The 25,507-nt window shown below is 69.3% G+C and carries 18 protein-coding genes and 1 pseudogene; 10 read left to right on the top strand and 9 right to left on the bottom strand.

Going from position 1 to position 25,507, the window contains the following annotated elements; translation table 11 throughout:
• Positions 1-17: 17 nt before the first annotated feature.
• From HMPREF2883_RS04350 to HMPREF2883_RS04335, 7 genes are all read right to left on the bottom strand, one after another.
• Positions 18-707, bottom strand: a complete 690-nt coding sequence (locus HMPREF2883_RS04350; protein ID WP_256277319.1) for an IS1634 family transposase — start codon at positions 705-707, stop codon at positions 18-20.
• A 576-nt stretch (positions 708-1,283) separates the two neighbouring features.
• Positions 1,284-2,009 carry a hypothetical protein gene (locus tag HMPREF2883_RS14680; protein WP_141759028.1) on the bottom strand — a complete coding sequence of 242 codons (726 nt, stop codon included), beginning with the start codon at positions 2,007-2,009 and terminating at the stop codon, positions 1,284-1,286.
• 29 nt (positions 2,010-2,038) lie between these two features.
• Positions 2,039-4,252 carry a DUF6571 family protein gene (locus HMPREF2883_RS14675; RefSeq protein ID WP_371080351.1) on the bottom strand — a complete coding sequence of 738 codons (2,214 nt, stop codon included), beginning with the start codon at positions 4,250-4,252 and terminating at the stop codon, positions 2,039-2,041.
• 12 nt (positions 4,253-4,264) lie between these two features.
• Positions 4,265-4,534 carry a hypothetical protein gene (locus HMPREF2883_RS14670; protein ID WP_141759026.1) on the bottom strand — a complete coding sequence of 90 codons (270 nt, stop codon included), beginning with the start codon at positions 4,532-4,534 and terminating at the stop codon, positions 4,265-4,267.
• 141 nt (positions 4,535-4,675) lie between these two features.
• Positions 4,676-5,485, bottom strand: a complete 810-nt coding sequence (gene hemQ, locus HMPREF2883_RS04345) for a hydrogen peroxide-dependent heme synthase (protein WP_070659143.1) — start codon at positions 5,483-5,485, stop codon at positions 4,676-4,678.
• A gap of 40 nt (positions 5,486-5,525) precedes the next feature.
• A complete protein-coding gene (locus tag HMPREF2883_RS04340; protein ID WP_083313547.1) occupies positions 5,526-6,974 on the bottom strand; it encodes a ferrochelatase in 1,449 nt (482 codons plus the stop codon).
• The gene (locus HMPREF2883_RS04335; protein WP_070659142.1) at positions 6,967-8,463 is read right to left on the bottom strand and encodes a glutamyl-tRNA reductase; all 1,497 of its coding nucleotides are present in this window, start codon (positions 8,461-8,463) and stop codon (positions 6,967-6,969) included. The genes HMPREF2883_RS04340 and HMPREF2883_RS04335 overlap by 8 nt, the downstream gene beginning before the upstream one ends.
• Before the next feature lie 189 nt (positions 8,464-8,652).
• Between HMPREF2883_RS04335 and HMPREF2883_RS04330 the strand changes: the two are divergent.
• From HMPREF2883_RS04330 to HMPREF2883_RS04305, 6 genes and pseudogenes are all read left to right on the top strand, one after another.
• A pseudogene (locus HMPREF2883_RS04330) lies at positions 8,653-10,053 on the top strand (uroporphyrinogen decarboxylase); the annotation flags it as partial.
• 198 nt (positions 10,054-10,251) lie between these two features.
• Positions 10,252-12,342 (top strand): protoporphyrinogen/coproporphyrinogen oxidase, encoded by a 2,091-nt coding sequence (locus tag HMPREF2883_RS04325; protein WP_256277318.1) that lies wholly within the window; start codon positions 10,252-10,254, stop codon positions 12,340-12,342.
• 129 nt (positions 12,343-12,471) lie between these two features.
• Positions 12,472-13,800, top strand: coding sequence for a hydroxymethylbilane synthase (hemC, locus tag HMPREF2883_RS04320; RefSeq protein ID WP_070659141.1), 1,329 nt, complete (start codon positions 12,472-12,474; stop codon positions 13,798-13,800).
• Positions 13,801-13,804: 4 nt separating this feature from the next.
• Complete coding sequence (locus tag HMPREF2883_RS15410) at positions 13,805-15,205, top strand: uroporphyrinogen-III synthase (RefSeq protein WP_083313545.1); 1,401 nt, start codon at positions 13,805-13,807, stop codon at positions 15,203-15,205.
• Between the two features lie 308 nt (positions 15,206-15,513).
• On the top strand, positions 15,514-16,563 hold the full coding sequence (hemB, locus tag HMPREF2883_RS04310; protein ID WP_070659139.1) for a porphobilinogen synthase: 1,050 nt from the start codon (positions 15,514-15,516) through the stop codon (positions 16,561-16,563).
• A 483-nt stretch (positions 16,564-17,046) separates the two neighbouring features.
• The gene (locus HMPREF2883_RS04305; protein WP_070659138.1) at positions 17,047-18,474 is read left to right on the top strand and encodes a glutamate-1-semialdehyde 2,1-aminomutase; all 1,428 of its coding nucleotides are present in this window, start codon (positions 17,047-17,049) and stop codon (positions 18,472-18,474) included.
• Positions 18,475-18,701: 227 nt separating this feature from the next.
• Here HMPREF2883_RS04305 and HMPREF2883_RS04300 read toward each other — a convergent pair whose 3' ends face one another.
• Positions 18,702-19,643, bottom strand: coding sequence for a macro domain-containing protein (locus tag HMPREF2883_RS04300; protein ID WP_070659137.1), 942 nt, complete (start codon positions 19,641-19,643; stop codon positions 18,702-18,704).
• A gap of 138 nt (positions 19,644-19,781) precedes the next feature.
• Positions 19,782-20,162: a thioredoxin family protein gene (locus HMPREF2883_RS04295; RefSeq protein WP_009406633.1), complete on the bottom strand. Its 381-nt coding sequence runs from the start codon at positions 20,160-20,162 to the stop codon at positions 19,782-19,784.
• 416 nt (positions 20,163-20,578) lie between these two features.
• On the opposite strand from HMPREF2883_RS04295, the gene HMPREF2883_RS04290 reads away from it, so the two are divergent.
• The 4 genes from HMPREF2883_RS04290 to HMPREF2883_RS15035 form a co-directional block, all read left to right on the top strand.
• A complete protein-coding gene (locus HMPREF2883_RS04290) occupies positions 20,579-21,439 on the top strand; it encodes a MurR/RpiR family transcriptional regulator (protein ID WP_176747142.1) in 861 nt (286 codons plus the stop codon).
• Between the two features lie 154 nt (positions 21,440-21,593).
• On the top strand, positions 21,594-23,243 hold the full coding sequence (locus HMPREF2883_RS04285) for an NAD-dependent malic enzyme (RefSeq protein ID WP_070659135.1): 1,650 nt from the start codon (positions 21,594-21,596) through the stop codon (positions 23,241-23,243).
• Positions 23,210-24,472 carry a threonine/serine exporter family protein gene (locus HMPREF2883_RS04280; protein ID WP_070659134.1) on the top strand — a complete coding sequence of 421 codons (1,263 nt, stop codon included), beginning with the start codon at positions 23,210-23,212 and terminating at the stop codon, positions 24,470-24,472. Before HMPREF2883_RS04285 ends, HMPREF2883_RS04280 begins: the two co-directional genes overlap by 34 nt.
• Before the next feature lie 230 nt (positions 24,473-24,702).
• Positions 24,703-25,507, top strand: an 805-nt coding sequence (locus tag HMPREF2883_RS15035; protein WP_070659133.1) for a hypothetical protein, incomplete at its 3' end; no start/stop codon positions are given.

Below are 25,507 nucleotides of genomic sequence, written 5' to 3'. Positions count from 1 at the left end.
CCCCACCTGTAAACCGCTTACACAGAAAACTGGACAGGCCCGCCGACGATGACCTGAGGGTCGACCCGCCGCTCCTTGGAGTAACCCACCCGCCGCAGGTCGTCCTCACGCTCGGCCTCGAAATAGAGGGTGGTGACGTCGTACAGGCACAAGGCAAGACCCCCACTGGCGGTGACGTGCTCGAACAGAGCCCCGGACAGGCTCTCGCGGTAGCCCCGCTCCTGGGCCCGGGCCAGGGAGGCGTACAAGGTGTTGCGGTGGGCCGGGGCCGGCCAGCCGATCTCGGACAGGACCCTGGGAGTGTCGGCCTTGGAGGTCGGCTCGACCAAACGCGCCAGAACCATCTGCTCAAAGGCCCGGTCACCCCCGACCGCCTCACCCAGCCCCAGACGCCTGTAGGCCGAACGGAGGGCCTCGATCAGCCAGCCCGACCTGCGCGAGATGATCTGCGGCCTTCGCACCGCACCACCGTCACCCGGCTCGTCACCGGGAGTCTGGCCGCCACCGTCGAGTGCTGGCCCCAGGTCCAGGACCTGCTGGCCGGCCAGGAGCCGCTGGCGCCCCAGACGCATCAGCGCAGCCAGCCCGGCCTCGTCATGGACCGACCCCAGGTGCTCCACGATCCGGCGCACACCATGGTCCTTGGCCACGACCTGCACGGCCGTGGCCCCCGAGGCTGTCTTGACCTGACGCAGGTACGGACTCACCCACCAGATCCTACCGCCGCCTTAGTGCCCCAAAACAACCACCCCACCCCCAGAATTCCAACGAAAAACCCCACTTTGAAACACAAACCACCCCAACCTGTGCAACTCAGGTCTTAGTGCCCCACCACCAGACCCCCGACACCGCAATACCAACGAAAACTCACGCCGAGTCACCGAAAACCCACCAAGGTGTCACCAGTCAGGCTGGGCCCCGCAGGCCTTGCAGAACGGGTCCTCAAACCCGATCGGCATGCGGCACTCCACAATGGCTCTCGTCGAGGTCAGGAGCCGGCCCACCACTATCAGTCCCAGTGCGTCCAGCCCAAGGAAGGTCGTCAGGTCAGGGTCGGTGAAGGTAGTCTCAGGCAGGTCGAAGTCTCTCGTGACGGTTGTCTAGCAGCTCCCATCATCGGGGGACCCCGACCCCAACCCACCGCAACGACGCACCCACCCCACCTATGCACTTCAATAGGCTCCAGCTACCACACCCTCAAACACGAAGAGCCGTCATAGGACACGATAATTCTTAAAATTAAAAACCAAACACTCCAACACAACTCCCGATTCTCAGGAAGTTTACCCCCTAGCAGAAGATGCCGGCATCGCCACTTCAGTGGAGGTTGACTTCGAAGACTGGAAATCCGCAGGAGGTGTTGGCGCACCTGTGGGATTGGGTGGGGCGGCATCCATAGGCGCACCAAGCCCGGGAATCGGGTGGCCTTGACACATCCATGGCACCATTGATGAAGTCAAATTAATCAAATTGGCTTTAAGATTACCTTTCATTCCCGACCGAGGCATAACCGACACCATTATGTAATGATACCTGTCACCGCAGTTGTACAAAACCGTGCCGCCACCCTCGCTCGCGAGCTGCAGTTCACCGAAACCACTATCGCCAGGAATAGAGAACACACCTTCATAACCACCCTGATAGCCACCCCACCAAGGATCTATACCCTCTCTATAGTGAGTAGAGTTAACTCTCAGGCCCACCCCACTATAACCCTCGGAAACATTATCAACGTCGACATAGCACGTCACCTTGGTTGGCACGCCTTTCTCAATAACCGTGTCAGGATGATACTTAATCTGGCCCCCAAACATAGCCTCTACTGCCTCATCTGCAACACCTGGGCAAGTAAAATCGGTGCCTGACACCGCAACCGATGGCGAAACAACTGCCTGCGTCGAACTGAGGTTTTTTTCTTTCTCACCTCCTGACGCACACCCTTCAGAAACTACGACAAACGACACTGCACAAAACAAAACTACTATACGGTTTATGAATTCACTAACCATGCGGCAACATCCCTTCAGGCCATCTAGAATTAGTGTTCGTTGGCTTTCGGCGCCACCTCGTCACCCTTACTAGTACTCAACGGCTTAGCTGACCGATACGCAGTTTCATATGAGTTATCCACGGTCTGATCCAAATTCTCGAACGCTGGAATCGCCAGTTCAGTTGACCCCGACCCGGGTGTTTTTTGAGCTCTAAACAAAAGTGGGGCAACTCCCTTCATGTCGGAGTACTGAGAATTAGACATTCCTCCAGTGCCAAGTTTTACTTTTCCGTCTTCACCGAGCACTGAATCAGCATTCGACCCCGTTTTTCCAGCGACTTGCGCAAGTTGCTCTTGAGTGTAAGCACCCGACTTCAAGACTGACTCGGTAACTGACACTCGGTTGGCCACCTTACCTTGGGTATACTTGTCCTTGTTCGCTTTCTCTTCTGCCGCCTCTTCATTTGCTACCAAATCCATCATGGACGTTTTTGCTGACGCAGTCGCTTGTGACTTAACAGCATTAGCTGCGACTTTTGCAGCAGAACTAGCTTCTGAAGCGACTGGTACAGCACTAACGACATTGGCACCTGCGTCAACCCAAAACTTCGTGCGGGCATCCGCATCCCCCTTCCTGTGCTCAGCATCTCGCGCGATAGCTCCTGCAACGAATCCGTTGGCTTTACTTTGTCTATCATAAGCGTCAACTAATCCCGAGTAGTCGCCAGTTCTTCTTGCTTCTTCCGTTTCTATACTAATGCGTTCTTCATTAAACTTAGCTTTTGAGGTTGCGAGTGTTGAGGATGCATCGTCATTCTGACCAACTTCGCCGGTCAAGTTCGAGAGCGCTAAGTCGGACAGAATCGGCTGCGTGGATCTGCTCTTAGCCCATTCCGCTGCTCCAGGTCCCTTGATGTAAATTCCCTTCTCGTTGCCTTCCCTTGCAGACTCCTCTATTCCGATTGGGTAACGAGCTAAAGTTTGAGCGGCGTGAACACGAGCAGGATTGGATAGATTGACATGATCGCCGCTTTCTCCAACTGCATTAAAGATGGCCGATACCGTTGTAGCGGAATTCACTCCATCTGTGTCACCAGGGATAGGCTTGGACGAACTGGCCCTCGCAGACGCTTTGTCTGCGAGCACCATCCAGTCGTCAGTCCATTGATTGTCTCCCACCGAAGAATAAGCCATTATTTTTCTTACGCGATTTGCCGAGCTCTCCGCCGCTTGTCTCCGCTCATCTTCGGAAGCGTTTTCATCAAGTGGCGGCGAGATCCAACGGGTTCCTGCTTCCGGATTGCCCGACATTGCATGCACTAGGCCCTGAAGTGGATTGTGGGTATCCCCGATGTTAATAAATTCAGAATCCCCAGCCATATGTTTTCTGACCGGAATTTTTTCCAGATTTTTACCCATTTCAGTAAGAAACGTTTGGTTTCCGTAGGACAGTCCGATTCCTCGGTCTGTGGTGCCATCAACCCCGTCAATATTCCCGTACTGCGAGGCAGACAACATTGTATTTACTGCAGAGACCCTACCCCAGTTAACTTTACCTTGCTTATCATACACCGATGATGAAAGTTTTTCCGCCTTGTTCTTTGCTTCTTCGTCACTCCATGAGTTTGATGCAGCCGCCATCATATGTCCGAAGGCGTCCGCCATTCTCCTCCCACCTCTAGAAGGGGACTCTATATACTCGCCTTTTGCGACCAAGCCCCCGCCAACTTTACGCTTTCCACCCAATTTTTCGTCTACATCAAGCGATAGTTGTGCTAAATTTTCAATGCCGACCTTATCAATATAGGCCGCGCTATATGCGGGATCATCCTGAAGTGACGCAGTATCCTCGATAATCTGCTCAAGAGTCCTGCCACGCTTATCCTTACCGTCCTTGCTTTTGGCAGCCTCCTGGATTGACTTCGCATTGTCTAATCCCCAACTTGCCTTCTGGACATTTTCGGTCGTGTCCTCCATGCCGTCAGGCACGTAATAAGAAATGTCTCCACCATTTTTAGGACTTAAGCCATTCTCGCTCTGATGTTTCGCTAATTCAACTCTATTATCGATCTCCTTGGCTTTGTCACGTAGTGCTTGAATCTTATCTTTCCATCCGCTCATTGTAGATAGATCTACGGCAAAATGATGAACGAAATTTACTGCGTTCGTGCCAGCATCCGCTTTCTCGGCATTATCTGCGTAGTCTTTGACCGTCTTAATGATCGACTTCATATTTTCATAGTTCAGGTATACGTACGTCACTTTTCCCTCACTTCACAGGTCCGTATTGGTCTTCCATGCCTGATCGCCTTCGTCATCCAGTTGCTCTTCCTCCCCATGCCAGACCATCCAAGTATTGTCCCTTGCGGTGGCCCATGATGTTTCAAACTCAGAAATTTTTCCTTTGATATCATCTGCGTACGTGGTCGCCTGTGTGGATTTCCAAGAAGATCCGACGATCTTTTCGTGTATCGCATCCGAAGGCTTTTTCTCAGATGCGCCATTGATGGATGATTTAGTTAATTTACTATCCCACTTCATCATCTCCTCCCCGTCAGCATGCCCGCATACTGACGGGCACATCCTGCGCGTTGGGGGACAGGATTCCTGTCCCCCAACGCGTGACTGGTCCCCGTCTGGAGGGGAGTGTCCCCGACGGCGTCGAATGTCCCCGCGGGCAGGGAGTCAGGCCCAGGGCTGGCGCTGGGCCCACTCCTGCGGGCTGACGCGGCGCCCGGTGTAGAAGGGCGTGTCCACGCGCACGTGCATGCGCGCCTCCGTGTAGCGCTGGTGGTGCAGGACCCCCTCGAGCCGGTCGAGGCTGTCGGCCTCGAAGCCGAGGATCCACTCGTAGTCGCTCAGGCCGAAGGTAGACAAGGTCGAGCCCTTGACGTCGGGGTACTTGGAGAAGCCGTGGCGCCCGTGCTGGGCCATCATGCGCGAGCGCTCCTCGGGGGCGAGCAGGTACCACTCGTAGGAGCGCACGAAGGGGTAGACCATGACCCAGTCGCGCGGCGCTACCCCGGCCAGGCAGGCCGGCACGTGGCGGGGGTTGAACTCGGCGGGCGTGTGCAGGCCCATGCAGGACCACACCGGCTCCAGGTAGCGGCCCAGCGCGCTGCCGCGCAGACGGTGGTAGGCGTCCTGAAGGACCTCGGGGTCGTCGTCGAGCCACCACACGAGCAGGTCGGCGTCGGCGCGCAGGCCCCCGACGTCGTACCAGCCGCGCGTCGTCACGCCGCCGGCCTCAACGAAGTTCGTGCTCTCCCCCAGGAGCTGCTCGCGCTCGGGCTGGGAGGCGGGCAGCGGGCGGCTCAGGCGGAAGACGCTGTAAAGGGTGTAGTGGTACTGGTTGTTGATGGCCTCCAGGTCGACATCGGTGGCGTCGCGCGGGTCGCGGTGGGGGCGACGCTCCTCGTCCTCGAAGCGGTGCAGGCCCCCCTCACCGGGGTGACCGCCGGGGTGGCCGTGCTGGTTGCGGGTGTCGGTGCTCAATTTCTTCTCCTGGTTCTTATCGGAGCTGCTGGGCTTAGGGCTATCGGAAGCCGGCGCCGTCGGTCCCGTGGTGACTGTGCTGGCTGGGCCGGTTGGGCCGGCCGGGGTGGCGGGTCCCGGGCCGGCAGCACGAGTCCGGGCACACCGTGTGGAAGGGGCCGACGCCGGTGGTCGAGTCGGGTAGGACGTCCTCGCCGCGGGCGGCGGCGGCCCGCTCGACGAGGATGTCGACAAGGGAGTCGACGAAGGCCGGGTGGGTGCCGACGGTGGCGGCGCGCACATACGGCATCCCCAGGTCGCGGGCGGTCTGGGCGGCCTCGGTGTCGAGGTCGAAGACGACCTCCATATGATCGGAGATGAAACCGAAGGGAGCCACGACGACGCCCCCGGGCCTGCCCGCGAGGCTACCGTCGGTCAGGTGCCCGGCGGCCAAGGCCTCAAGGTGGTCGTTGACGTCCGGTTCGAGCCAGCGGGCCTGCGGCGGGCCGGAGCGCGAGCAGTAGACGAGGTCGGCATCCACTCTCTCCAGGCCGAGCCGACGGGCGACCTCGGGCACGAGGACGGCGGCCAGCGCCTCGTGCTGGGCGACGTAGGAGACCTCCGTGGACAGGTCGGCGGCCACACCTGGCTCCCGCCGCCCGGCCTCGGTCGGGCCGTCGACATCGGAGGTGCCGTGAGTGCTCTCAGTGCCCGACCCCGGGGCGGAGCCGGCCTCCATGCCCAGGGGGATGGAGTGGGTGACGAGCACGAGGCGCGCCTCCGTAGCCGCCACTCCCTGCTCGGCCAGCGCCCCGTAGGCCTCGACGATGGCGTCAACGTTGGCCTGCAGCAGGCCGGGGGTGTTGTAGTAGGGGCGCGTCTTGTCCACGGTGAGCTCCACGGGGCCGCCCCCGTCCCCGCCGACCCGGGCGGCGGCGTCGGCCTCGAATCCCTCACCGGTGGAGCCGTCCGTGCCGTCGGCGAGCAGGGCGACGGCGCCGGCCAGGTCCTCGCGGTACTGGCGGCACCCGGAGTAGGAGCCGAAGGCCGCGGTGGGCAGGGCCAGGACGCGGCGGGCTCCGGCGTCGGCCAGCTCGCGCAGGGCCTGGCTGACGAAGGGGTGCCAGTTGCGGTTGCCGACGACGATCGGCAGCGTCGAGCCGCGCTCGGCCAGGCGGGCCTGAAGGGCGTCGCGCAGCTCGGCGTTGCGCGCGTTGATCGGGGAGGCGCCGCCGAAGCCCTGGTAGTGGCCGGAGACCTCCAGGAGGCGAGAGTCGGGCACGCCGCGGCCGGCGGTGGCGTTGCGCATGAAGGGCAGGACGTCCTCGGGGCGGCGGGGCCCGCCGTAGGACAGCAGGAGGACGGCGTCGTAGGGGGCCAGCGGGTCGGTGGCCGGGAGGCTGGCCGCAGCTCCGGCGAGGTCGGCGCCCGGGAGGGTGTCCGGGCGGGCGTCCAGGCGTGCGGGAGCCCCCTGGGTGGGCCCGGGCACGGACGCGGCGGCGTCAGTCATGGTTCTCCCCTGCGCTCTTCAGGCCCCAGACGAGCTCGAGGGCCTGACGGTAGGCCTCCTCGCGGCCCTCCTGGCCGGCGCGGCGGGCCATGACGGTGGGCTGGTGGAGGAGGCGGGCGGCCAGGTGGTGCAGGGCCCGCTCGGCCTGCGCCAGAGGCACCATCGGCTCGCCGTCGATCTGGCCAGCGGCATCGAAGCCGGGCTCGGCAGGGAGGTGACGATGGGGGCAGGCCCCCGCGGCGGCGTCGGCGCTGTTGACCCCGCTGACGCCGGTTCCGGCGCGCCCGTCGACGGCGGGCACGGCCAGGGCGAGCCGGCGGGCGGGCTGGGGGCGCAGGCGGGCGGCCTCCTCGGCGACGACGCGACCGACCTGGGCGCGCAGGGCGGTGATGAGGGGGTCCATGGCCCGGCCGGCCAGGGCCCGCTCGAAGTCGGCGGCCTCGGCCTCGACGATGGCGCGGGCGGCGGCCACCTGCTGGGCCTCGGCGTCGGGCACGGCGTCGCGCACGCGGGCCAGGTCGAGGTGGACGACGCCGGGCAGGGCGCCGACGGCCTCATCGACATCGCGGGTCAGGGCCAGGTCCAGGATGACCAGTGGGCGGCCGGCTCCCCCGCCTGAGCCGGCGCGCTCGGCGGCGACGGGGGCGACGACGTCGACGGTGAGGATCGGCCCGCCGGTGCCGCGGCAGGTGACCACGAGGTCGGCGCGGCTCATGGCCTGGCTCAGGGCACCGGTGGGCACGGCGCGCAGGCCGTGGCCGGCGGCGAAGGCCTCGGCGCGGTCGGAGGCGGAGTAGACGGCGATCTCGCTCAGGCCCCGGGCGCGCAGGTCGGCGACGGTGGCGCCGGCGTAGGAGCCGGTGCCGACGATGAGGGCGCGGCAGTCCTCCAGCGGCGGCAGGTGGCCGGCGGCCTGATCCACGCCGACGGCGACGACGCTGCGCCCCTGACCGGACAGCTCGGTCTCGTGGGCCACCCGGCGGGCGGTGGCCGAGGCACGCTCAACGACCCGCACGAGCTCGGGGCTGAGCGTGCCCTCGGCGGCGGCGGTCTCGGCGGCGCGGCGGACCTGACCGACGATCTGGGCCTCACCGACCACCATCGAGCTCAGGCCCGCGGCGATGGCGAGCATCTCCCGGCGGGCGGCCGCCCCGACCAGGTGGGTCAGCCGGAGGCCGCTCGGGGGGAGTCCGGCACGCTCGGCCAGGAAGGCGGTGATGGTCTCGGCCAGGTCCGACGCCGCCGCGGGCTGGCTCGCGTCCGCCGGGGGGAGGTCCGGGTGCAGGGCCGCCGGGCAGCCGGTGTCGGCCCAGGAGTCGGCGTCGAGGAGAAGAGCCAGGCGGTTGCAGGTGGACAGGACCAGGACCCCGCGCAGCGCGGGCACCGCCTCCAGGAGGTCCGGCCCCAGCCCCGGGGCGACCGCGCCGAGCCGGGCAACGACGTCGAGGCCCGGCAGTCGATGGTCTGCGGAGAGAAGATGAGTAGTCACAACGTGCGCTATTGAAACATCACCGCGGGGTGCGGGCACAATAGCGGCGTGGCGACACACACCCGACATCATGACAATGCGTCACCACCATATTTCTGACACTCCGTCAGCACCTGACGGACGCCTGAAACGCCGCATCATTACGCGCAATAACCCCCTCTGACCACTGCTTACAGGAGGCAGCCGGATATGTCTCACATTCAGTTCCCTTATCACAGGGAAAGCACGCGGCGTCAGCATTCTTCGTCCGATAACGGCGATTTCGTCACCGGCAGTTCACACAATGATTCAATTGAGTCCGAGCGGGCGGCGCAAGAGCGGCAGCAGGACGGAGGCGGAGCCGGCGCGGGAGCCGACGGGGCGACGCCCGGACCAGCGGCGGGAGCTGCCGGAGCGGCGGGGCCTGCCGAGACCACAACGGGACTGGCTCCGTCGCCGGCACTCCTGGAGGCGCTGGCGGGCCGGAGACCCGCACGAACGCCCGTGTGGTTCATGCGTCAGGCGGGACGGTCGCTGCCGGAGTACCGGGCGCTGCGGGCGCGCGCCGACGTCCCGATGCTGGAGGCCTGCCTGGACCCGGGGCTCGCGGCGGAGGTGACGCTGCAGCCGGTGCGGCGCCACGGCGTCGACGCCGCTGTCTTCTTCTCCGACATCATGGTGCCGCTGCGCCTGGCGGGCGTCGGGGTGCGGATCGAGGAGGGTGTCGGGCCGGTCCTCGACGCCCCGGTGTGCAGCGGCCGCGAGGTGGATGAGCTGGTGGCCCGCCGCTTCGGTGACGGCCCCGGCGCCGAGGGGGTCGGGGCGATCGAGGAGGCGGTGCGGCGCGTCGTCGTCGAGCTGGGGAGTCCGCAGGCACCCGGCGCGCGCGAGGGGCTCAGTGAGCGGGCGCGCGCCGGGCTGGAGCACAGCGCCGGGTCGGCGGGGTGGACGCCGGTGCTCGCCTTCGGCGGGGCGCCCTTCACGCTGGCGGCCTACCTAGTGGAGGGCCGACCCAGTCGCGACCACCTGGCGGCGCGCACGCTCATGCGCGCCGACCCCGACTCCTGGGACCGGCTCATGACGTGGTGCGCACGCCTGACCGGCGAGTTCATCGCCGCACAGGTGCGCGCCGGGGCGGCCGCGGCCCAGCTCTTCGACTCCTGGGCGGGCTCACTGTCCCCACGCACCTACCGCGAGCGCGTGGCCCCCTACTCGGCGCTCGCCCTGGAGACGGCCCGGGGCGCCCTGTCCCCCACCACCGGTGAGGCTGCGCCGCTCATCCACTTCGGCACCGGGACCGCCCGGCTGCTGGGGCTCATGCGGCAGGTGGGGGCCGACGCCGTCGGCGTGGACGAGCGCATCGAGCTGGGTGAGGCGATTGAGGCGCTGGCCACGGCCGACCCGCAGGAGGGGTCCTGCCCGGTCCAGGGCAACCTCGACCCGGCACTGCTGGCGGCACCGTGGCCGCTGGTCGCCGAGGAGGTCGACGCGGTGCTGGCCGCCGGGCGCGCGGCGCCGGGGCACGTGGTCAACCTGGGGCACGGGGTGCCACCGGCCACTGACGCGGATGTCCTCACCCGGATCGTGGCGCGGGTGCACGGCTCGGCCGACTGGGAGGCCGTGGCCCTGGCCGGGTGGGACGCCGTCGCCGATGCGCCGGCTCAGGCCGGCGAGGTGCCCGGCGGGCCGAGCGGGCCGGAACCGCAGGACCGGCAGAGCCTGCGGGAGCCCGGCCGGCAGGCGCCTCGGGGTCCTGGCGGACGGCCCCTGGCCCGCACGACGCGCCGCCCCGGACGGGAAGAGCACTGAATGACTGAGCACACGCAGCCCGCCGGGGGCCACCAGGAGGACCGGTACGGGGCGCCCGACGACCTTGGCGGTCGGGGCGGCGCTCCGGGATGCCTGGACGGTCGGGGCGCTCCGGCAGGTCCGGGAGGCCTGCGGGGTCAGGGCGGCCTGGGCAACCAGGGCACCATCGACGGTTCTGACGGCCAGGGAGGCCGGAGCAACCCGGGCAACCCGTACGGCCCGGCAGGCCCGAGCGCCCCCGAGACCGATGCCCGGCCAGCAGGCCCGGCAGGTTCGGCAGACCTGGAAGGTCAGGGCAGGCCAGATATCCGGGGCACCTTGGACGCTCCGGGCGACCAGGGAGACCTGGACGGCCCGGCTGGCGCGGCTAACCCAGGCACTCCGGGGGCCGCTGCCCGGCCGGCGAGTCCGGCCGCCCCCCAGGCGCCGGTCCAGCGGTGGGACGCGCTCGTCATCGGCGGCGGGATCGCGGGGCTGACGGCCGCCTGGGACCTGGTGCGCGCCGGACTGCGGCCGCTGCTCATTGAGGCGCGCGGCTACACCGGCGGGCTCGTCGCCGCCGGGAGAATCGGCGGGGCGCGCATGGACCTGGGTGCTGAGGGCTTCGTCGTGCGCGGCCAGGCGGCCACCTCGATGCTCGCCGAGCTGGGGCTGCGCACCGCCGCCCCGCACGGCCAGCCCCGGCTCTTCCTGCCGCCCCTCGCGCCGGGCGCCGGCGCAGGCTCGTCCCAGTGGGGGCTGCACCGGTTCCCTGACCACGCCTACCTGGGGATCCCGGTGGACCCGCTGGCGGCCGACGTCGTCGCCATCATCGGGCAGGAGGCCGCGCGTCGGGCCGCGCAGGACGCCGACCTTCCCGGTGCGGTGGGCACCGGCCCTGAGGATCCGGCCGACCTGGCCTCCTTCGTGACCGCGCGCATGGGGGCCGGCGTCCTGGAGCGCCTCGTGAAGCCCATTGTCGCGGGCATCCACTCGGCCGACCCGGCGAACCTGGCGGCCGACGTCGTCATGCCCGGGTTGCGGCGGGCCACGGCGGAGCTGGGCTCCCTGAGTGCCGCTGTGGCGGCAGTGCTGGAGCGGCGTCGGGCCCGGAAGGACGGGGCGGGCGGTCGGAGCGTGGACGCGGCCGTCGAGGGCGGGCTGTTCCGGCTCACTGACGCGCTGCGCGAGGCCATCGGGGCCGGCGGCGGGAGCGTGCGCACCCGCACCGGCGCCCAGTGGCTGCGGCCCGGCGGAGGCCAGGACTGCGCGGACGGGGAGGTGCCCGCTGCCTGGCGGGTGGGAATCACCCCGACGCGCCGGGGTCCAACGCCGTCGGACGAGCCGGTGCCCGATGGCGCACAGGAGGTTGTGGCCACCGACCGCGTCGTCGTGGCGTGCTCGGCGGGGGCCGCGCTGCGGCTGCTGCGGGGGATTCGCGGCCTGCCCGCGAGCGCGACGGACCTGACCGTGCCGGTAGGGGCGCCGATCGCCCGTTTCACGCTGGTGGCGCGGGCGCCGGAGCTCAGTGGTGAGCCGGTGGGCTCGGGGCTGCTCGTGGCGCCCGCCGGCCCCGCTGAGCCCGCTGAGCCAGTGGAACTTGCCGGCCCCACTGCGTCGTTGTCGGCCGGCGCCGGGGCCTCTGGCCTGGTCTCTGACGGGACGGTTCCCGGCGGGGGGTCTGCGAGCCCGGCCGCCTGCCCGGTGCGAGCCAAGGCGCTGTCGCACCTGAGTGCCAAGTGGCCGTGGGTCGGTGCCGAGCTGCGGGCGCTGCACGGCCCGGACGTCCACGCGCTGCGCCTGTCCTACGGTCGGCCCGGCCGGCCGCGCCCGCAGGTGGATCTGCAGGTGGCGCTCGATGACGTGGCGGCCCTGACCGGGGTGAGGATCGAGCCGGAGGCGGTGATCGACCACCTGCTGGTGCGCTGGGACGGGACGCTGCCGCCGGTGACGCCCGCCTACCGGGAGCGCACGAGGCGCCTGGAGGAGGAGCTGGCGCCGGTGACGGGGCTGGAGGTCACCGGGGCGTGGGTGGCCGGGACCGGGATCGCGGCCGTCGTCGGGCACGCCCGCGCCGCGGCCGGGCGCCTGATGGGCTCCCATGACGTGTGAAGCGCCGCGCCGGGACCGGGGTGGGCGGCGCGTTCGTATATTAGGTCGCGAGTTCGTACCTCCAAGGTACGAAGGCGAGCCCTACGGTACGAACGCGACGATTGAGAACCGCGCACGAGGAGGGGATGCATGACCACGACGGAGACGGACTCCCGGCGGCTTCGGCTGGGCACGCGCGGCTCGCGCCTGGCGCTGACCCAGTCCGGGCAGGTCGCCGAGGCGCTGCGCCAGGCGGCCGGCGGGGGCGGCGCGGCCGGCGGGGGCCCCGGCGGCCTGGGCATCGACCTGGTCACCGTGCGCACGGACGGCGACGGCGACCGCACGCCCCTGCGGCAGCTCGGCGGCGTGGGGGTCTTTGCGGCCCGGCTGCGCCACGCGCTCCTGGACGGCGAGGTGGACCTGGTGGTCCACTCCTTCAAGGACCTGCCCACGCAGCCGGTCGAGGGGCTGGAGGTCATCTGTGTGCCGGCGCGCGAGGACCCGCGCGACGCCCTGTGCGCCCGCGACGGCCTGACCCTGGCCGCCCTGCCGGAGGGGGCCCGCGTGGGCACCGGCTCGCCGCGTCGGGCCGCCCAGCTGCTGGCCGCCCGCCCCGACCTGGAGGTGGTGGACCTGCGCGGAAACGTGCCCACGCGCCTGGCGCGGGTGCGGGGGCTGGAGGCGGTCGGCGTCGGCACCGATGAGCCGGTGGCGCCGAGCCGGGCCGATGCCGCCGATGACCTGGACGCGGTGATCCTGGCCCTGTCGGGGCTGCGGCGCCTGGGGTTGGAGCACTGCACGAGTGAGGTCCTGGACCTTGAGACGATGCTGCCCGCGCCGGCTCAGGGGGCCCTGGCCGTGGAGGCGCGAGCCGGCGAGGACTGCGCGGAGCTGGCCCGGGCCGTGGCGACGCTCGACGACGAGCCCACGCGTCTGGCGGTGACGGCCGAGCGGGCGCTCATGGCACGGCTCGGGGCCGGCTGCGCGGCGCCGGTGGGGGCCTGGGCGCACCTACGGGGCGAGAGCCAGGAGCCGCGGGAGGAGCGCGCCGTGCACGAGACCGGATGGAACGAGGAGTTCGGCGGCGATGACACCGCCGTGGCCAGGACCAGTCAGGGCGCCGGGGCGGCGAGTGGCGGCCCGCGGCCAGTCGGGATCGCCGCGGATCGGGGCGATGAGCACGGGGGGACGGAGGCAACCGCTGCGGCGGGGCCGCGCGGCTCGGCGGTCTCGCGCCGCTCGCCGCGGGTGCTCGTGCTGCGGGCGGTGGTCACCTCGCTCGATGGCGGTCAGGAGGTCGGCTGCGAGCTGAGCACCGAGCTGCCCGAGGCCACTGGGGGGCCGGAAGCTCCCAGGGAGACTGCGGCGGCGGCGATTCGGGCGGCCGAGGCGCTGGGGGCCAGGGCGGCCGAGGTTTTGCTGGAGGACGGCGCCGACCAGATCGTCGACCTGCACGCCAACAAGCCCCGGCGGGACTGAGGCCATGACGCAGTCCACCTCACGCACTGACTCGACCGGGAGCCTCCCAGGCGACCCCCGGGAGGGCGGCGGGGCGCCACTGTCGGGGCGGGTGGTTCTGCTGCCGCGTCTCAAGGAGCGCGACCGCATCGCCTCGGCGCTGGAGCGGGCCGGGGCTCGGGTGCTGCGCGCGGCCGTGACTCGGACGGTTCCGGGTGAGGCGGCGGCGCTGGAGGCGACTGCGCGCAGGATCATGGCGGGCGAGGCGGCCTGGCTGGTACTCACCTCAGCCCGGACGGTTGAGGCGCTGGCGCCGTACCTGCTCGCGGAAGCCGGAGTCGGCCCGGTGACAGGGGGCCACGAGCCCCACCCAGAGCCCACCGCGCCCAGCAGCCCGTACCGCACTGCGCCTCCCCACACCCCAACCACCCCGCCGATGCGGGTGGCGGTCGTCGGGCCGGCAACCGCAAAGGCCTGGACCAAGCTCACCGGCGCCTCCCCCGACCTGGTGGCCCGGGGATCGGCCGCCGCCCTCCTGGAGAAACCTGCCCTCGCCGGCAGCCCAGCAACCGGAGGCCACACACCCCACCAGGAACCCGGCACTCCCGACCCCCACGACAGCGCCGCATCTCCACACGCCCCAATCACCCCGCCTAGACAGCACCAACCAAGCGCAACAATCCCGCCGATGCGGGTGGCGGTCGTCGGGCCGGCAACCGCAAAGGCCTGGACCAAGCTCACCGGCGCCTCCCCCGACCTGGTGGCCCGGGGATCGGCCGCCGCCCTCCTGGAGAAACCTGCCCTCGCCGGCAGCCCAGCAACCGGAGGCCACACACCCCACCAGGAACCCGACATTTCCAGCACCCACCACGGCGCCCCGTCACCCCACACTCCAGCACGGAGCCCGGAATCGAAGACGGCCCCTCGAGGCCTTCCCGGCGGCGGCCGAGATGACTCCGACGGGAGAGCCCACACCTTTGGCGATGCTCCCGATTCTCCTCAAGCTCTCCCGGAGGCGGCGCGGCGCGTGCTGCTGCCGGCCTCGGCTCTGGCCGACCCAGCACTGGCGGACGGCCTGCGTCGGGCGGGCTGGGAGGTGGAGCAGGTGGCCGCCTACACGACCGTCACAGCAGACGCCCACGACCTGCCCCCGGACCTGGAGCGCACGTGGGCCACTGGCGGTGTGGACGCGGTCGTGCTCACCGCCCCATCCACGACCCGGGCAGTCCTGGAACTGCTCGGCCCGCCGCCGCAGGGAACTGGACTGGTGGCCATCGGTGCCACCACGGCGGCGGCCGCCCGTGAACTCGGCCTGCCGGTCGCTGCCACCGCCCCCTCCCCCACGCCCGAGGGGGTTCTCCAAGCCACTATCGACGCCATCCGGGGCGCCACGGGCTCCGCTCCTGCCCCTCAGGAGCCGCCGTGATGGCCGCACACGGGCAAAAGTGTCACGATTGGCGACTTTTCATCGCCACGGCCACCCTCGGCGCACCTGCCTCTCAGGCATTTGCCCAGGTCAGGGCCGGATGCTCGGATGCGCTCGAGAGCCACGCCCCCGATCAGCGCACTAAAAGTCGCCATTCGTGACACGGAACCACCTCGCAGCCTCCCAGTCCGACGCGAGTACCCCCTGCACAGACCTCCTCCCAAGTCCACCCGATCCGCCCAATCCCAGTCGCTCCAACACTTTGGACAACCTGCGGGCGGCGGACCAACAACCACCAGGAGCACCTCATGACCGACGCCCTCCGACCGGCCGCCGACTTCCTGTCGCGCCGCTCCGTCCCTGCCCCGCAGCCCCCCACGGTCCGCCCCCGCCGCCTGCGCACCACTCCGGCGATGCGGCGCCTGGCACGCGAGCACGTTGTGGACCCGGCCGCCCTCATCCTGCCGGTGTTCGTGCGCGAGGACATTGACGCCCCCCGCCCCGTGGAGGCGATGCCGGGGGTCGTCCAGCACACGCTGGACTCGCTGCGCCGCGAGGCCGCCGCCTGCGCCGAGGCCGGCATCGGCGCCATTGACCTGTTCGGCGTTCCCGCCACCCGGGACGAGGCCGGCACAGCAGCCTGGGCCGAGGACGGCATCCTCAACCGCGGGATCGCAGCCGTGCGCGAGGAGGTGGGGGACGAGGTCGTCGTGTGCGCGGACACCTGCCTGGACGAGTTCACCAGCCACGGCCACTGCGGGCTCATCCGCCCCGACGGCCCGCGCGCCGGCGAGGTCGACAATGACGCCACCCTGGCCACCTACCAGGCCATGGCCGTCTCCCAGGCGGAGGCCGGGGCCCACATGGTCTCGCCCTCGGGGATGATGGACGGGCAGGTCGCCGCGATCCGCACCGCCCTGGACGCCACCGGACACGACGAGGTCGCGATCCTGGCCTACTCGGCGAAGTACGCCTCGGCCTACTTCGGGCCGTTCCGGGAGGCCGTGGGCTCCACACTCACCGGCGACCGGCGCACCTACCAGCAGGATCCGGCCAACCGCCGCGAGGGCCTGCGCGAGGTAATGCTCGACATCGAGCAGGGGGCGGACATCGTCATGGTCAAGCCGGCCGGCCCCTACCTGGACGTGCTGGCCGATGTCGCCGCCACCTCACCGGTGCCGGTGGCCGCCTACCAGGTCAGCGGGGAGTACGCGATGGTGGAGGCGGCCGCGCAGCGCGGGTGGATCGACCGCGAGCGCGTCATCGCCGAGTCAGTGCTGGGGATCGTGCGCGCGGGCGCGGACATGGTCCTGACCTACTGGACCAGGGAGATCGCCGAGAACCCGGCCCTGCGGTAGGTCCGGCGACAGGCTGCGGTATCAAGGGTGCCCCGGGCCTCGACCAGGCAGAATGCTCGCCGCGGACGCACCTCCGGCCCCGCGGACTGTACCGGCGACGTCTCCCCAGCGCGCCCGGAGACATGTCCTCCCCACCTGCTTTGAGGAGCTTCAGCTCCGCTGACCGGTCTTGTCGCCCGTCATAGCGAACGGTCCCCAGCGGCATCACGTCGTCAAAGTGTCCACGGTGGCGACTTTTCAACTCCCACCTCATTCAGTATCTGGAAGTAACCACCCCCTGACCTGGGATACTGCAAGAAGGAGCCGGTTTCGACCACCTGAAAAGTCGCCAGTAGTGACACTTTCACCCTCCCCCGCGTTCCCAACCGGTCAACGCCACGTTCAACGCCCCGGCAGACGGCCTCAGTCAGGTAGTTTGTCAGGCAGTCCCGCCCGGTACGGCTGGCCCGAACCGGCCCTGACCAGTTCATCGACAGGATCATCGTGACTCAGCAATCGCAGCCCGCAGGCCGGCCCTCCACCAACACCTCCCTGTTCGAGGCGGCTCGCGCCGTCATCCCCGGGGGCGTCGACTCCCCCGTGCGCGCCTTCGGCTCGGTGGGCGGCACGCCGCGATTCATCGCCTCGGCAAGTGGCGCCCACGTCACCGACGCCGAGGGCCGCAGCTACGTGGACCTGGTGGGCTCCTGGGGCCCGGCGCTCCTGGGGCACGCCCACCCGGAGGTCGTCGCCGCGGTCCAGGCGGCCGCCGCCCGCGGCCTGTCCTTCGGCGCCCCCACCGCCACGGAGACGCTCCTGGCCGAGGAGGTGCGCCGCCGGGTGCCGGCCGCGCAGAAGGTGCGCTTCGTGTCCACCGGCACTGAGGCGACGATGACGGCCGTGCGCCTGGCCCGCGGCGCCACGGGCCGCGACCTGGTGGTGAAGTTCGCCGGCTGCTACCACGGGCACAGTGACGGCCTGCTCGCGGCGGCCGGCTCGGGCCTGGCCACCGGCGGCCTGCCGGGCAGCGCCGGCGTGCCCGCGGCCGTGGCCGCCCAGACCATCGTCCTGCCCTACAACGACGTCGCCGCCCTGGAGGCCTGCTTCGCCGAACGGGGCGCCGAGATCGCCGCAGTCATCACCGAGGGCGCCCCGGCCAACATGGGGATCGTGCCGCCGGCGCCCGGCTTCAACGCCGCGATCCGCCGCATCACCGCCGAGCACGGCGCGCTCATGATCCTCGATGAGGTCCTCACCGGCTTCCGCGTGGGCCCGGCCGGCTGGTGGGGCCTGGAGGCCCTCGATGGCTGGACCGCGAACCTGCCGGTCTTCGCCACCGCCGGCGCCGGTACCCCCTCCTGGCCCGGCGTTGACTGGCGCGAGCGCGCCGCCTGGGTGCCGGACCTGCTGACCTTCGGGAAGGTCGTGGGCGGCGGGATGCCGCTGGCGGCCGTCGGCGGGCGCGCGGAGGTCATGGACCTGCTGGCACCGGACGGCCCCGTCTACCAGGCGGGCACGCTCTCGGGGAACCCGCTGGCCACGGCGGCCGGCCTGGCCACGCTCCAGCTGGCCGACGACGCCGTCTACGCCTCGGTGGCCGCCCGCGCCCAGGCCATCGGCGAGGTGGTCTCGGCCGCCTTGAGTGAGCAGGGCGTGCCCCACCGCGTGCAGCGGGCGGGTTCCTTGTTCTCCTTCATGTTCGGGCAGCGGGCCGCCGAGCAGGGCGTGAGCGACTATGAGGCCGCCCGCGCCCAGGAGACCTGGCGCTACGGGCCTTTCTTCCACGCCTTCCTCGAGGCGGGGGTGGGCCTGCCGCCGTCGGTGTTCGAGGCCTGGTTCGTCTCGGCCGCGCACGGCGAGGCGGAGCTGGAGGCGATTGCGGCTGCGGCCCCGGCGGCCGCCCGCGCCGCGGCCCGGGCTCAGGCGAGCTGACCGCTCCTCGGAGGACCTGGCCTGCAGGCATTACCAGCGGACCGGGTTCGCCGTCGGCAATTGGAACCGCCAGTAGTGCACGAGGTTGGGGATCTACTGGCCGCGAGTTGTGCGTACTGCACGAGAGCCCCACCTACGCGGAGTGCACCCAGCCCTCCTCCAGTGGCTCCCGGCCCTCGTGCAGTGCGCCCCCTTCGGGCGCGCTGAAAGTGGAGGACCCCCGCCCCTTACGGCCGCCAGGGCGGCGGGGCGAGGGCGGCCTCGTAGGCGGCGACGTCGACGTCGGCGTTGAGGCTGATGACGATGCGCAGCCGGGAGTCGGGGTGGGCCGCCAGCCAGCGGCCGATCGTCTCCAGGGTCACCAGGGCGGCCTGCCGCTTGGGGTAGCCGAAGACGCCCGTGGACAGCGAGCACAGGCCGACGCTGCCCAGCCCCGCGGCGTGCGCGACGTTGAGGACGCTCGTGTAGCACGAGGACAGCAGGCGCCGGTCATGCAGAGTCGGTTTGCGCCCGTCCTCGATGACGGGCCCCACCGAGTGGATGACGTGCTGGGCCGGCAGGTGGTAGCCGCCGGTGAAGACGGCCCGGCCGGCCGGTTCCCCGCCCTGGCGGCGGGTGGGGTCGAAGGTCTCCGCCCAGGTCATGTAGCGGGCGCACTCGGCGCGCAGGGCCGGCCCGGCGACGGCGTGGATGATGTTGTCGATGCAGCGGTGCCCGGGGGCGAAGCAGCCGAGCATCCCGGAGTTGGCGGCGTTGAGGACGGCGCCGGCGCGCAGCCGGGTGAGGTCGCCGCGCCAGAAGGCCACGTTGCGGCCCAGCAGGCCGGGCACGTGGTCGGTGATGGCCAGGGGCGGGATCTCGGTGGCGTCGACCATGCCGCGCTCGGCGGCCTCGGCCTCCAGGAGGGTGTCGAGGTCGGCGGCGATGTCCTCGGGAAGGGGCGCCGGGGGGCGGGCGGTGAGGAGGAAGTCGAGCATGGTGCGCAGCTCGTCGGGGTCGGTGGGGACCGTCGAGTCGATCCAGTCCGTAGCACCCTCGGGGTCAGAACGCAGGAAGGCGTAGACGAGGTGGCGCACCAACGCGTCGCGGCCTGAGGCGCCGACGGGGACCGCCCATCGGGCTCTGACAGCGTGGCTGACGTGGGACTCCAACTTCACGCGGGCCATCATAGGATATCAAAACGTAATGTTCTGCCCTTGGGTGGGCGAGCCGGGTAACAGACGACGACGTCGCCCAGAAACGGCGGGTTCCCGGGCGACGTCGGACGGCTGCAGGGACCGGCAGGCGGCCCCGCGGTGGGTGGCGGATCAGGCCTGAGTGCCGGCGGCGGCCTCCTCCTCGGCGATCTTGGCCTTGAGCTCGTCCATGTCGAGCTCGCGCACCTGCGTGATGAGGGAGTCCAGCGCCGGAGCGGGCAGGGCGCCGGCCTCGCGGTAGACCAGCACGTTGTCACGGAAGACCATGAGCGTGGGGATCGAGGAGATGCCCAGGGCCCCGGCAAGGTCCTGCTCGGCCTCGGTGTCGACCTTGGCGAAGGTAATGTCCGGGTTGGCCTCGGAGGCCTTCTCGTAGATGGGGGCGAAGCGCATGCACGGGCCGCACCAGGAGGCCCAGAAGTCGACGATGGTGATGCCCTCGCCGTGGATGGTGTCCTTGAACTCGGGGCCGGTGATGTTCTTGGTGGCCATGAGCGTTCCTTTCAAGACCGTGGAGACAGATGGGTTCCACTGCGGCCAACACGGCCGGGGCCCGGCCTATTCCTGGGACCGGCGATCCTTGCGCCGAGGGCCGCCCGGCCTCCTGCCGGTACCGCGTATCCTCCCGCCGGCCTGCACCCTCTTGCCGATACCGCAACCCCTCCTGCCAGCACCGCTCTCCTGCCTGCGCCGCCCGACCCCACCCACCTCCTGCGGCCGGGGACATCCCACGCGGCCGGGTGCGCGCCGCTGCGGAGGGGGACAACCGGCGCGTCCGGGGACAGGATTCCGGTCCCCGACGGCGTCGAACGTCCCCGCCCGCACAGAAATGTCCCCGACGACAACGTCACCTCCTGTGAACGCGAGTCGACAGCACCCAACCTGACGACTCCGATAAATTGGACACCGTGGAGCCATCTGAGGACGGTCCTTTTCTGGACAGGCTCGCGGCCGCCCGCCTCACCGCACGCGAGCTCGACGTCGCCCGTTTCTACGAGGACAACCTGCCCGGCGCCGCCCTGCTCAACCTCGAGGAGGTCTGCCGCGCCGTAGGGGTCTCCTCGGCGACAGTGGGCCGGTTCGCACGCAAGCTCGGATATCCAGACTTCCGCGCCATGAGTCGCAGCCTGCGCACCGGCGTGCGCGAAGAGCTGTCCCTACCGGTCGAACGCCTGCGGCGGATGCACGACGACGCTGCGCCGTTGCCCCGGTCCGTCCTTGAGCAGCGGGTCGGCACGGCTCAGGAGGTGCTCGCCGGATGCTCCTCCGCGATCGATACGGAGGCCTTCAACCGCGCCTGCGCTCTGGTCAGCGACACCGATCGCCCCCTCTACCTGGGCGCCGTCGCCACGGGTCGGCCTCTCATGCAGTACTTCGGTCTCCTGCTCTCCTACCTCAGAGGCGGTGTCACCATCCTGGACGGCACCGACCACTGGGCGCACGCCCTGGCCGGACTGGAGGCCGACGCCGTCGTTCTCGCTGCGACTTTCGACCGGCACCCGGCTCCGGTCGAAGCCCTGCTGCGCCTGGCAGGCCAACGCGGCGCTACCTCGATCCTCCTGACCAATCGGCGCACCGGCCCACTCGTACCCCTGGCGGACATCCTGCTGACGACGCCGCTAGCCACCCAGGAGGCGATGTTCCGGACACGGGTGGCCACGCTCATCGTTCTCGAGGCGATTCTGGACGCGGTGGCGGCCGAGCACCCCGAGCACCTCCGTGCCGAGAGTGTCGAGGAGATCTTCCCCCTCATGCGGGGTTACCTGTAGCGGCTCCACCAGCCGGCGAGCTCCGCCTCAGCCGATGCGCCATCGCACCAGCACCGGTGGACGTCTCAGAAGAACGAGCGTTAGTTTACTTCCACAATCCAATAGCATCGTCACTAAACTGACGATCGGCTCCACTCGCTCTTGAGGAGACCACATGCCGACCAAGCCAACCATCGTCACCGACCCCCTGACTAACCGCGGCACCGCTTTCACTGAGGAGGAACGGCGTCGGCTCGGACTCATCGGCCGCTTCCCCTCCGCCGTCGAGACCCTTGACCAGCAGGCGACTCGGACCTACGCACAGCTGACCGCCCAGCCCACGAACCTGGACAAGTACGTCTTCCTGGACCAGCTCCACAACCGCAACGAGGTCCTCTACTACCGAGTGCTCGCCGACCATCTCGCCGAGCTGCTGCCGATCGTCTACGACCCCACAGTCGGCGAGGCCATCAAGAAGTGGAGCCGTGACTACCGGAGGTCGCGAGCCGTCTACCTGTCCGTGGACCGTATTGAGGACGTGCGCCCCTCCCTGGAAGGCCTGGGTCTGGGACCCGACGACGTCGACCTGCTCGTGGTCTCCGACGCCGAGGAGATTCTCGGGATCGGAGACTGGGGCGTCAACGGCACCGACATCTCCGTGGGCAAGCTCGCCGTCTACACGGCAGCCGCCGGCATCCACCCCGAGCGGGCGATCGCCGTCAACCTGGACTGCGGCACGGACAACGAGGCCCTCCTCAATGACCCCGCCTACCTGGGCAACCGTCACGCGCGTGTGCGCGGTCGGCGCTACGACGAGCTCATCGACGAGTACCTGTCCGTCGCGGCCGAGCTCTTCCCCCACGCACTGCTTCACTTCGAGGACTTCGGCCCGTCCAACGCTCGCCGCATCCTGCTGGCCAACCGCGAGAAGTACCGCATCTTCAACGACGACATGCAGGGCACTGGTGCGATCGTCATCGCCGCGGTGGTCTCCGGCATGAGGGTCACCGGCCAGAGCTTCGCCGATCAGCGGCTGCTCGTCTACGGCGCTGGTACCGCGGGCACCGGCATGGCCGACCAGATCCACGCCGGCATGGTCCGCGACGGGCTCAGCCCCGACGAGGCGCGCTCCCGCATCTGGCTCATCGACCGGGCGGGCCTCGTCACCGACGACATGGAGGGCCTGCCCGACTACCAGCAGGCCTACGCGCGACCGGCCTCCGAGGTGGCGGACTGGACCCGCGAGCACGGCAGGATCGGCCTGCTCGAGACGGTGCGTCGGGTCCACCCCACGATCCTCATCGGGACCTCCACGGACCACGGGGCCTTCACCCGTGAGGTCATCGAGGAGATGAGTAGCGGCGTCGAGCGCCCCATCGTTCTGCCACTGTCCAACCCCACCGAGCGGATCGAGGCCATGCCCGCCGACGTCATCGCCTGGTCCGGCGGCAAGGCGCTGGTCGCCACCGGCATTCCGGTGGAGCCCTTCGAGTACGAGGGGATCACGTTCACGATCGGCCAGGGCAACAACGCCCTGCTCTACCCGGGCCTGGGGCTGGGGGTCATTGTCTCCGGCGCGAGCCGGGTGACCGACGGCATGCTGCTCGCCGCCGCACAGGCCGTCGCGAACCAGGTCGATCCCACCAGCCCGGGGTCCTCCCTCCTGCCTCCGGTGGAGAACCTGCGCGCCTCCTCAGCGACGGTCGCCGTCGCGGTCGCCCGCCAGGCCGAGGCCGACGGCGTCGCCACCGCGAGTCACGACAACCTCATCCAGGCGGTTCAGGACGCCATGTGGCAGCCGGTTTATCCCGAGGTCGAGGTCTGAGCCGCCGGCTGACGGGAGCAGAAGGACGGCGCGCGGCCGGGCTCACCGCCCGGACCGCCGCTCTGCTCCTGGATTCAGGCCAGTCCACCCACGCCGCGGTAGCCACCGTTGAACGGCTCAACGAGCTGCTAGGCACCCGGTTGACGCTGCTGCCTACCTGGTCACAGGTCACGCTCGCCGACACCGATGGGGCCGTAGCCGCGGTCCAAGCCATCCGTCCTGTGGCGGTGCACATGGGACGCACGACTCTCATCCAGCACCGTCTGAGTACCGTCGACTCCCTGACCCTCGACGAGCTGGATGACCTGCTGGAGGAGGCGCGGACCCAGCCCCACAGCCCTACCTGGATGTTCGCCCTGGCGGCGGGCCTCGGCGCGAGCCTGCTCGCCCTCATCTTCGGGGCCCACCACCCGCCGTCAGTCATCCTCGTCTTCGTGGCGGCGGGAGCAGGCGGCCTCGCGCGGCGCGCGCTGGCGGAGCGGACGACGGCAGTCACCCAGACCTTTGCCGCCGCCCTCATCGCCGGCCTGGCCGGCGCACTCGCCGTCCACCTCGGCTGGACCGGCACGGCTCGGCTCGTGGCCGTGTGTCCGGGAATGGTGCTCGTGCCCGGCCCCCAGGTCCTCAACGGCGCCATCGAGATCGCCGAGCGCCGCCATGACATGGGCCTGGCGCGTTTAACTGACGCGGCGCTGACGATCCTGGCCATTAGCGCGGGCATCATCGGGGGCCTGTTCATCGGTGGCACCGGCCTGCCGCTGACAGCGACGACCGACGCGATCCCACTATGGCTCGACGTCCTGGCCGCCGCCGTCCTCGCTATGTGCTACCCGGTGTACTTCTCCATGCCGGTCAGGACCTTCGGCTGGGCGTTCCTGGCCGGCGGGCTCGCGCACGCGGCGCACTGGGGCGCGCTGACGTGGTGGCACTGGAACGCGCCCGCCTCCTCCCTGCTGGCCTGCCTGGTGGTGGGCGGCCTGCTCACGCCGGTGTGCCGCTCACGGCATATTCCTTTCGCGGGGGCGGGATTCGCCGCAGTCGTGGCTCTTGTGCCGGGCGTGTACCTGTTCCGAGCCGCCGCGGGGACACTGAGCCTGGTGGGGAAGTCGCACGCGGAGGCTGCGCTGGAGGCGACGGCGAGCGACCTGGCCACGGCCATCGTCATTGTGCTGGCGATGGCAGTCGGGTTGGTGGTGCCCCATCGGATATGGATCCGTCTCGCGCACTAGGGCGTTCCGCGCGTCGGGGGTAGCACGACCTCCTAGCCAGGGACATTCCGCGCGGCCGGGTGCACGCCGCTGCGGAGGGAGACATCCTGCGCGTCCGGGGACGGGATCCCGGTCCCCGACGGCGTCGAATGTCCCCGACCGCACAGAAATGTTCCCAACGGCGTCGAACGCCCCCCACCGATCCAACTATGCTGCAACTGACCTGCTATCAATTTTCAGGAGGGTGACCCGTGGCGATCTACATCCGCTCCCGCCCCACCACCGGGACCATGGTGCTCGGATGCCTGCTCACTCTGATCGCTGTCGGCATCGTGCTCCTTCTCCCGGCTGCCCTGTTCCTGTCCGGCTACGCACTGGCTTCCATGGAGGAAGCTGCGAGATACCCCAGCGAGAGCAGCAGCGTAGGTAATGGGGCGGCTCAGATAGTCACGGTCACGACCACCTATAGTTTCATGCTGACCGCCGTCACCTTTGGAGCAGTCTTCTGCTTCAAGGGCACGAACCGGTGGCTCACCAAGAACTCAACCGTGACCCATCGCGATATCGCGTCGGCACGGTTCCTCCACGTCGCTAAAGACCCCAACAGCCGCGCCGCGGGCATGCTATGGGCGATGCTCGCGGGCATGCTGCTGGTGGCCTCCCCGTTCATCGTGATAGCCGTCCCATACCCCCTGATCTTCAACGAATCCACCCAAGAACTGTTCGACAAGGCCGTCTGGGGCATGATCTTCCTTGTTGCCGGGCTGTTCGTGGTCCTGACATGCGCCGCCGTACGCCGGCGGGCAATCGCGGTGCGCATGACGCCACACGGCATGGCGGCCGCGAGCCTGGCCGCGTTCACCCTCCCCCTGCCTTCCAGCCGCGACGAGCTCGGAGTTCAGGAGGTTCCGACGCGCCGGGGGCGCGTCCAGGTACAGGCCGTTTACACCCCACCTGCCGCAGGTGCCGACCCGGCCAGGCCAGTTCTCCTCTCGCGACTCACCCTGACGGTGAAGCCCTCACGGCTCGACGACGCCCGATCCCGGGTCGACGCCC

The sequence above is a fragment of the Actinomyces sp. HMSC075C01 genome, assembly GCF_001812965.1.
In the GTDB taxonomy this organism is placed as follows: Bacteria; Actinomycetota; Actinomycetes; order Actinomycetales; family Actinomycetaceae; genus Actinomyces; species Actinomyces acetigenes.
This window is presented reverse-complemented; position numbering and strand designations above follow the sequence as displayed.

Coding starts and splice junctions, on each gene's coding strand:
- HMPREF2883_RS14680 (WP_141759028.1), bottom strand. CDS start 2,009: ATGGTTAGTGAATTCATAAACCGTATAGTAGTTTTGTTTTGTGCAGTG.
- HMPREF2883_RS14670 (WP_141759026.1), bottom strand. CDS start 4,534: ATGATGAAGTGGGATAGTAAATTAACTAAATCATCCATCAATGGCGCA.
- HMPREF2883_RS04340 (WP_083313547.1), bottom strand. CDS start 6,974: ATGACTGACGCCGCCGCGTCCGTGCCCGGGCCCACCCAGGGGGCTCCC.
- HMPREF2883_RS04325 (WP_256277318.1), top strand. CDS start 10,252: ATGACTGAGCACACGCAGCCCGCCGGGGGCCACCAGGAGGACCGGTAC.
- hemC (WP_070659141.1), top strand. CDS start 12,472: ATGACCACGACGGAGACGGACTCCCGGCGGCTTCGGCTGGGCACGCGC.
- HMPREF2883_RS15410 (WP_083313545.1), top strand. CDS start 13,805: ATGACGCAGTCCACCTCACGCACTGACTCGACCGGGAGCCTCCCAGGC.
- hemB (WP_070659139.1), top strand. CDS start 15,514: ATGACCGACGCCCTCCGACCGGCCGCCGACTTCCTGTCGCGCCGCTCC.
- HMPREF2883_RS04300 (WP_070659137.1), bottom strand. CDS start 19,643: ATGATGGCCCGCGTGAAGTTGGAGTCCCACGTCAGCCACGCTGTCAGA.
- HMPREF2883_RS04295 (WP_009406633.1), bottom strand. CDS start 20,162: ATGGCCACCAAGAACATCACCGGCCCCGAGTTCAAGGACACCATCCAC.
- HMPREF2883_RS04285 (WP_070659135.1), top strand. CDS start 21,594: ATGCCGACCAAGCCAACCATCGTCACCGACCCCCTGACTAACCGCGGC.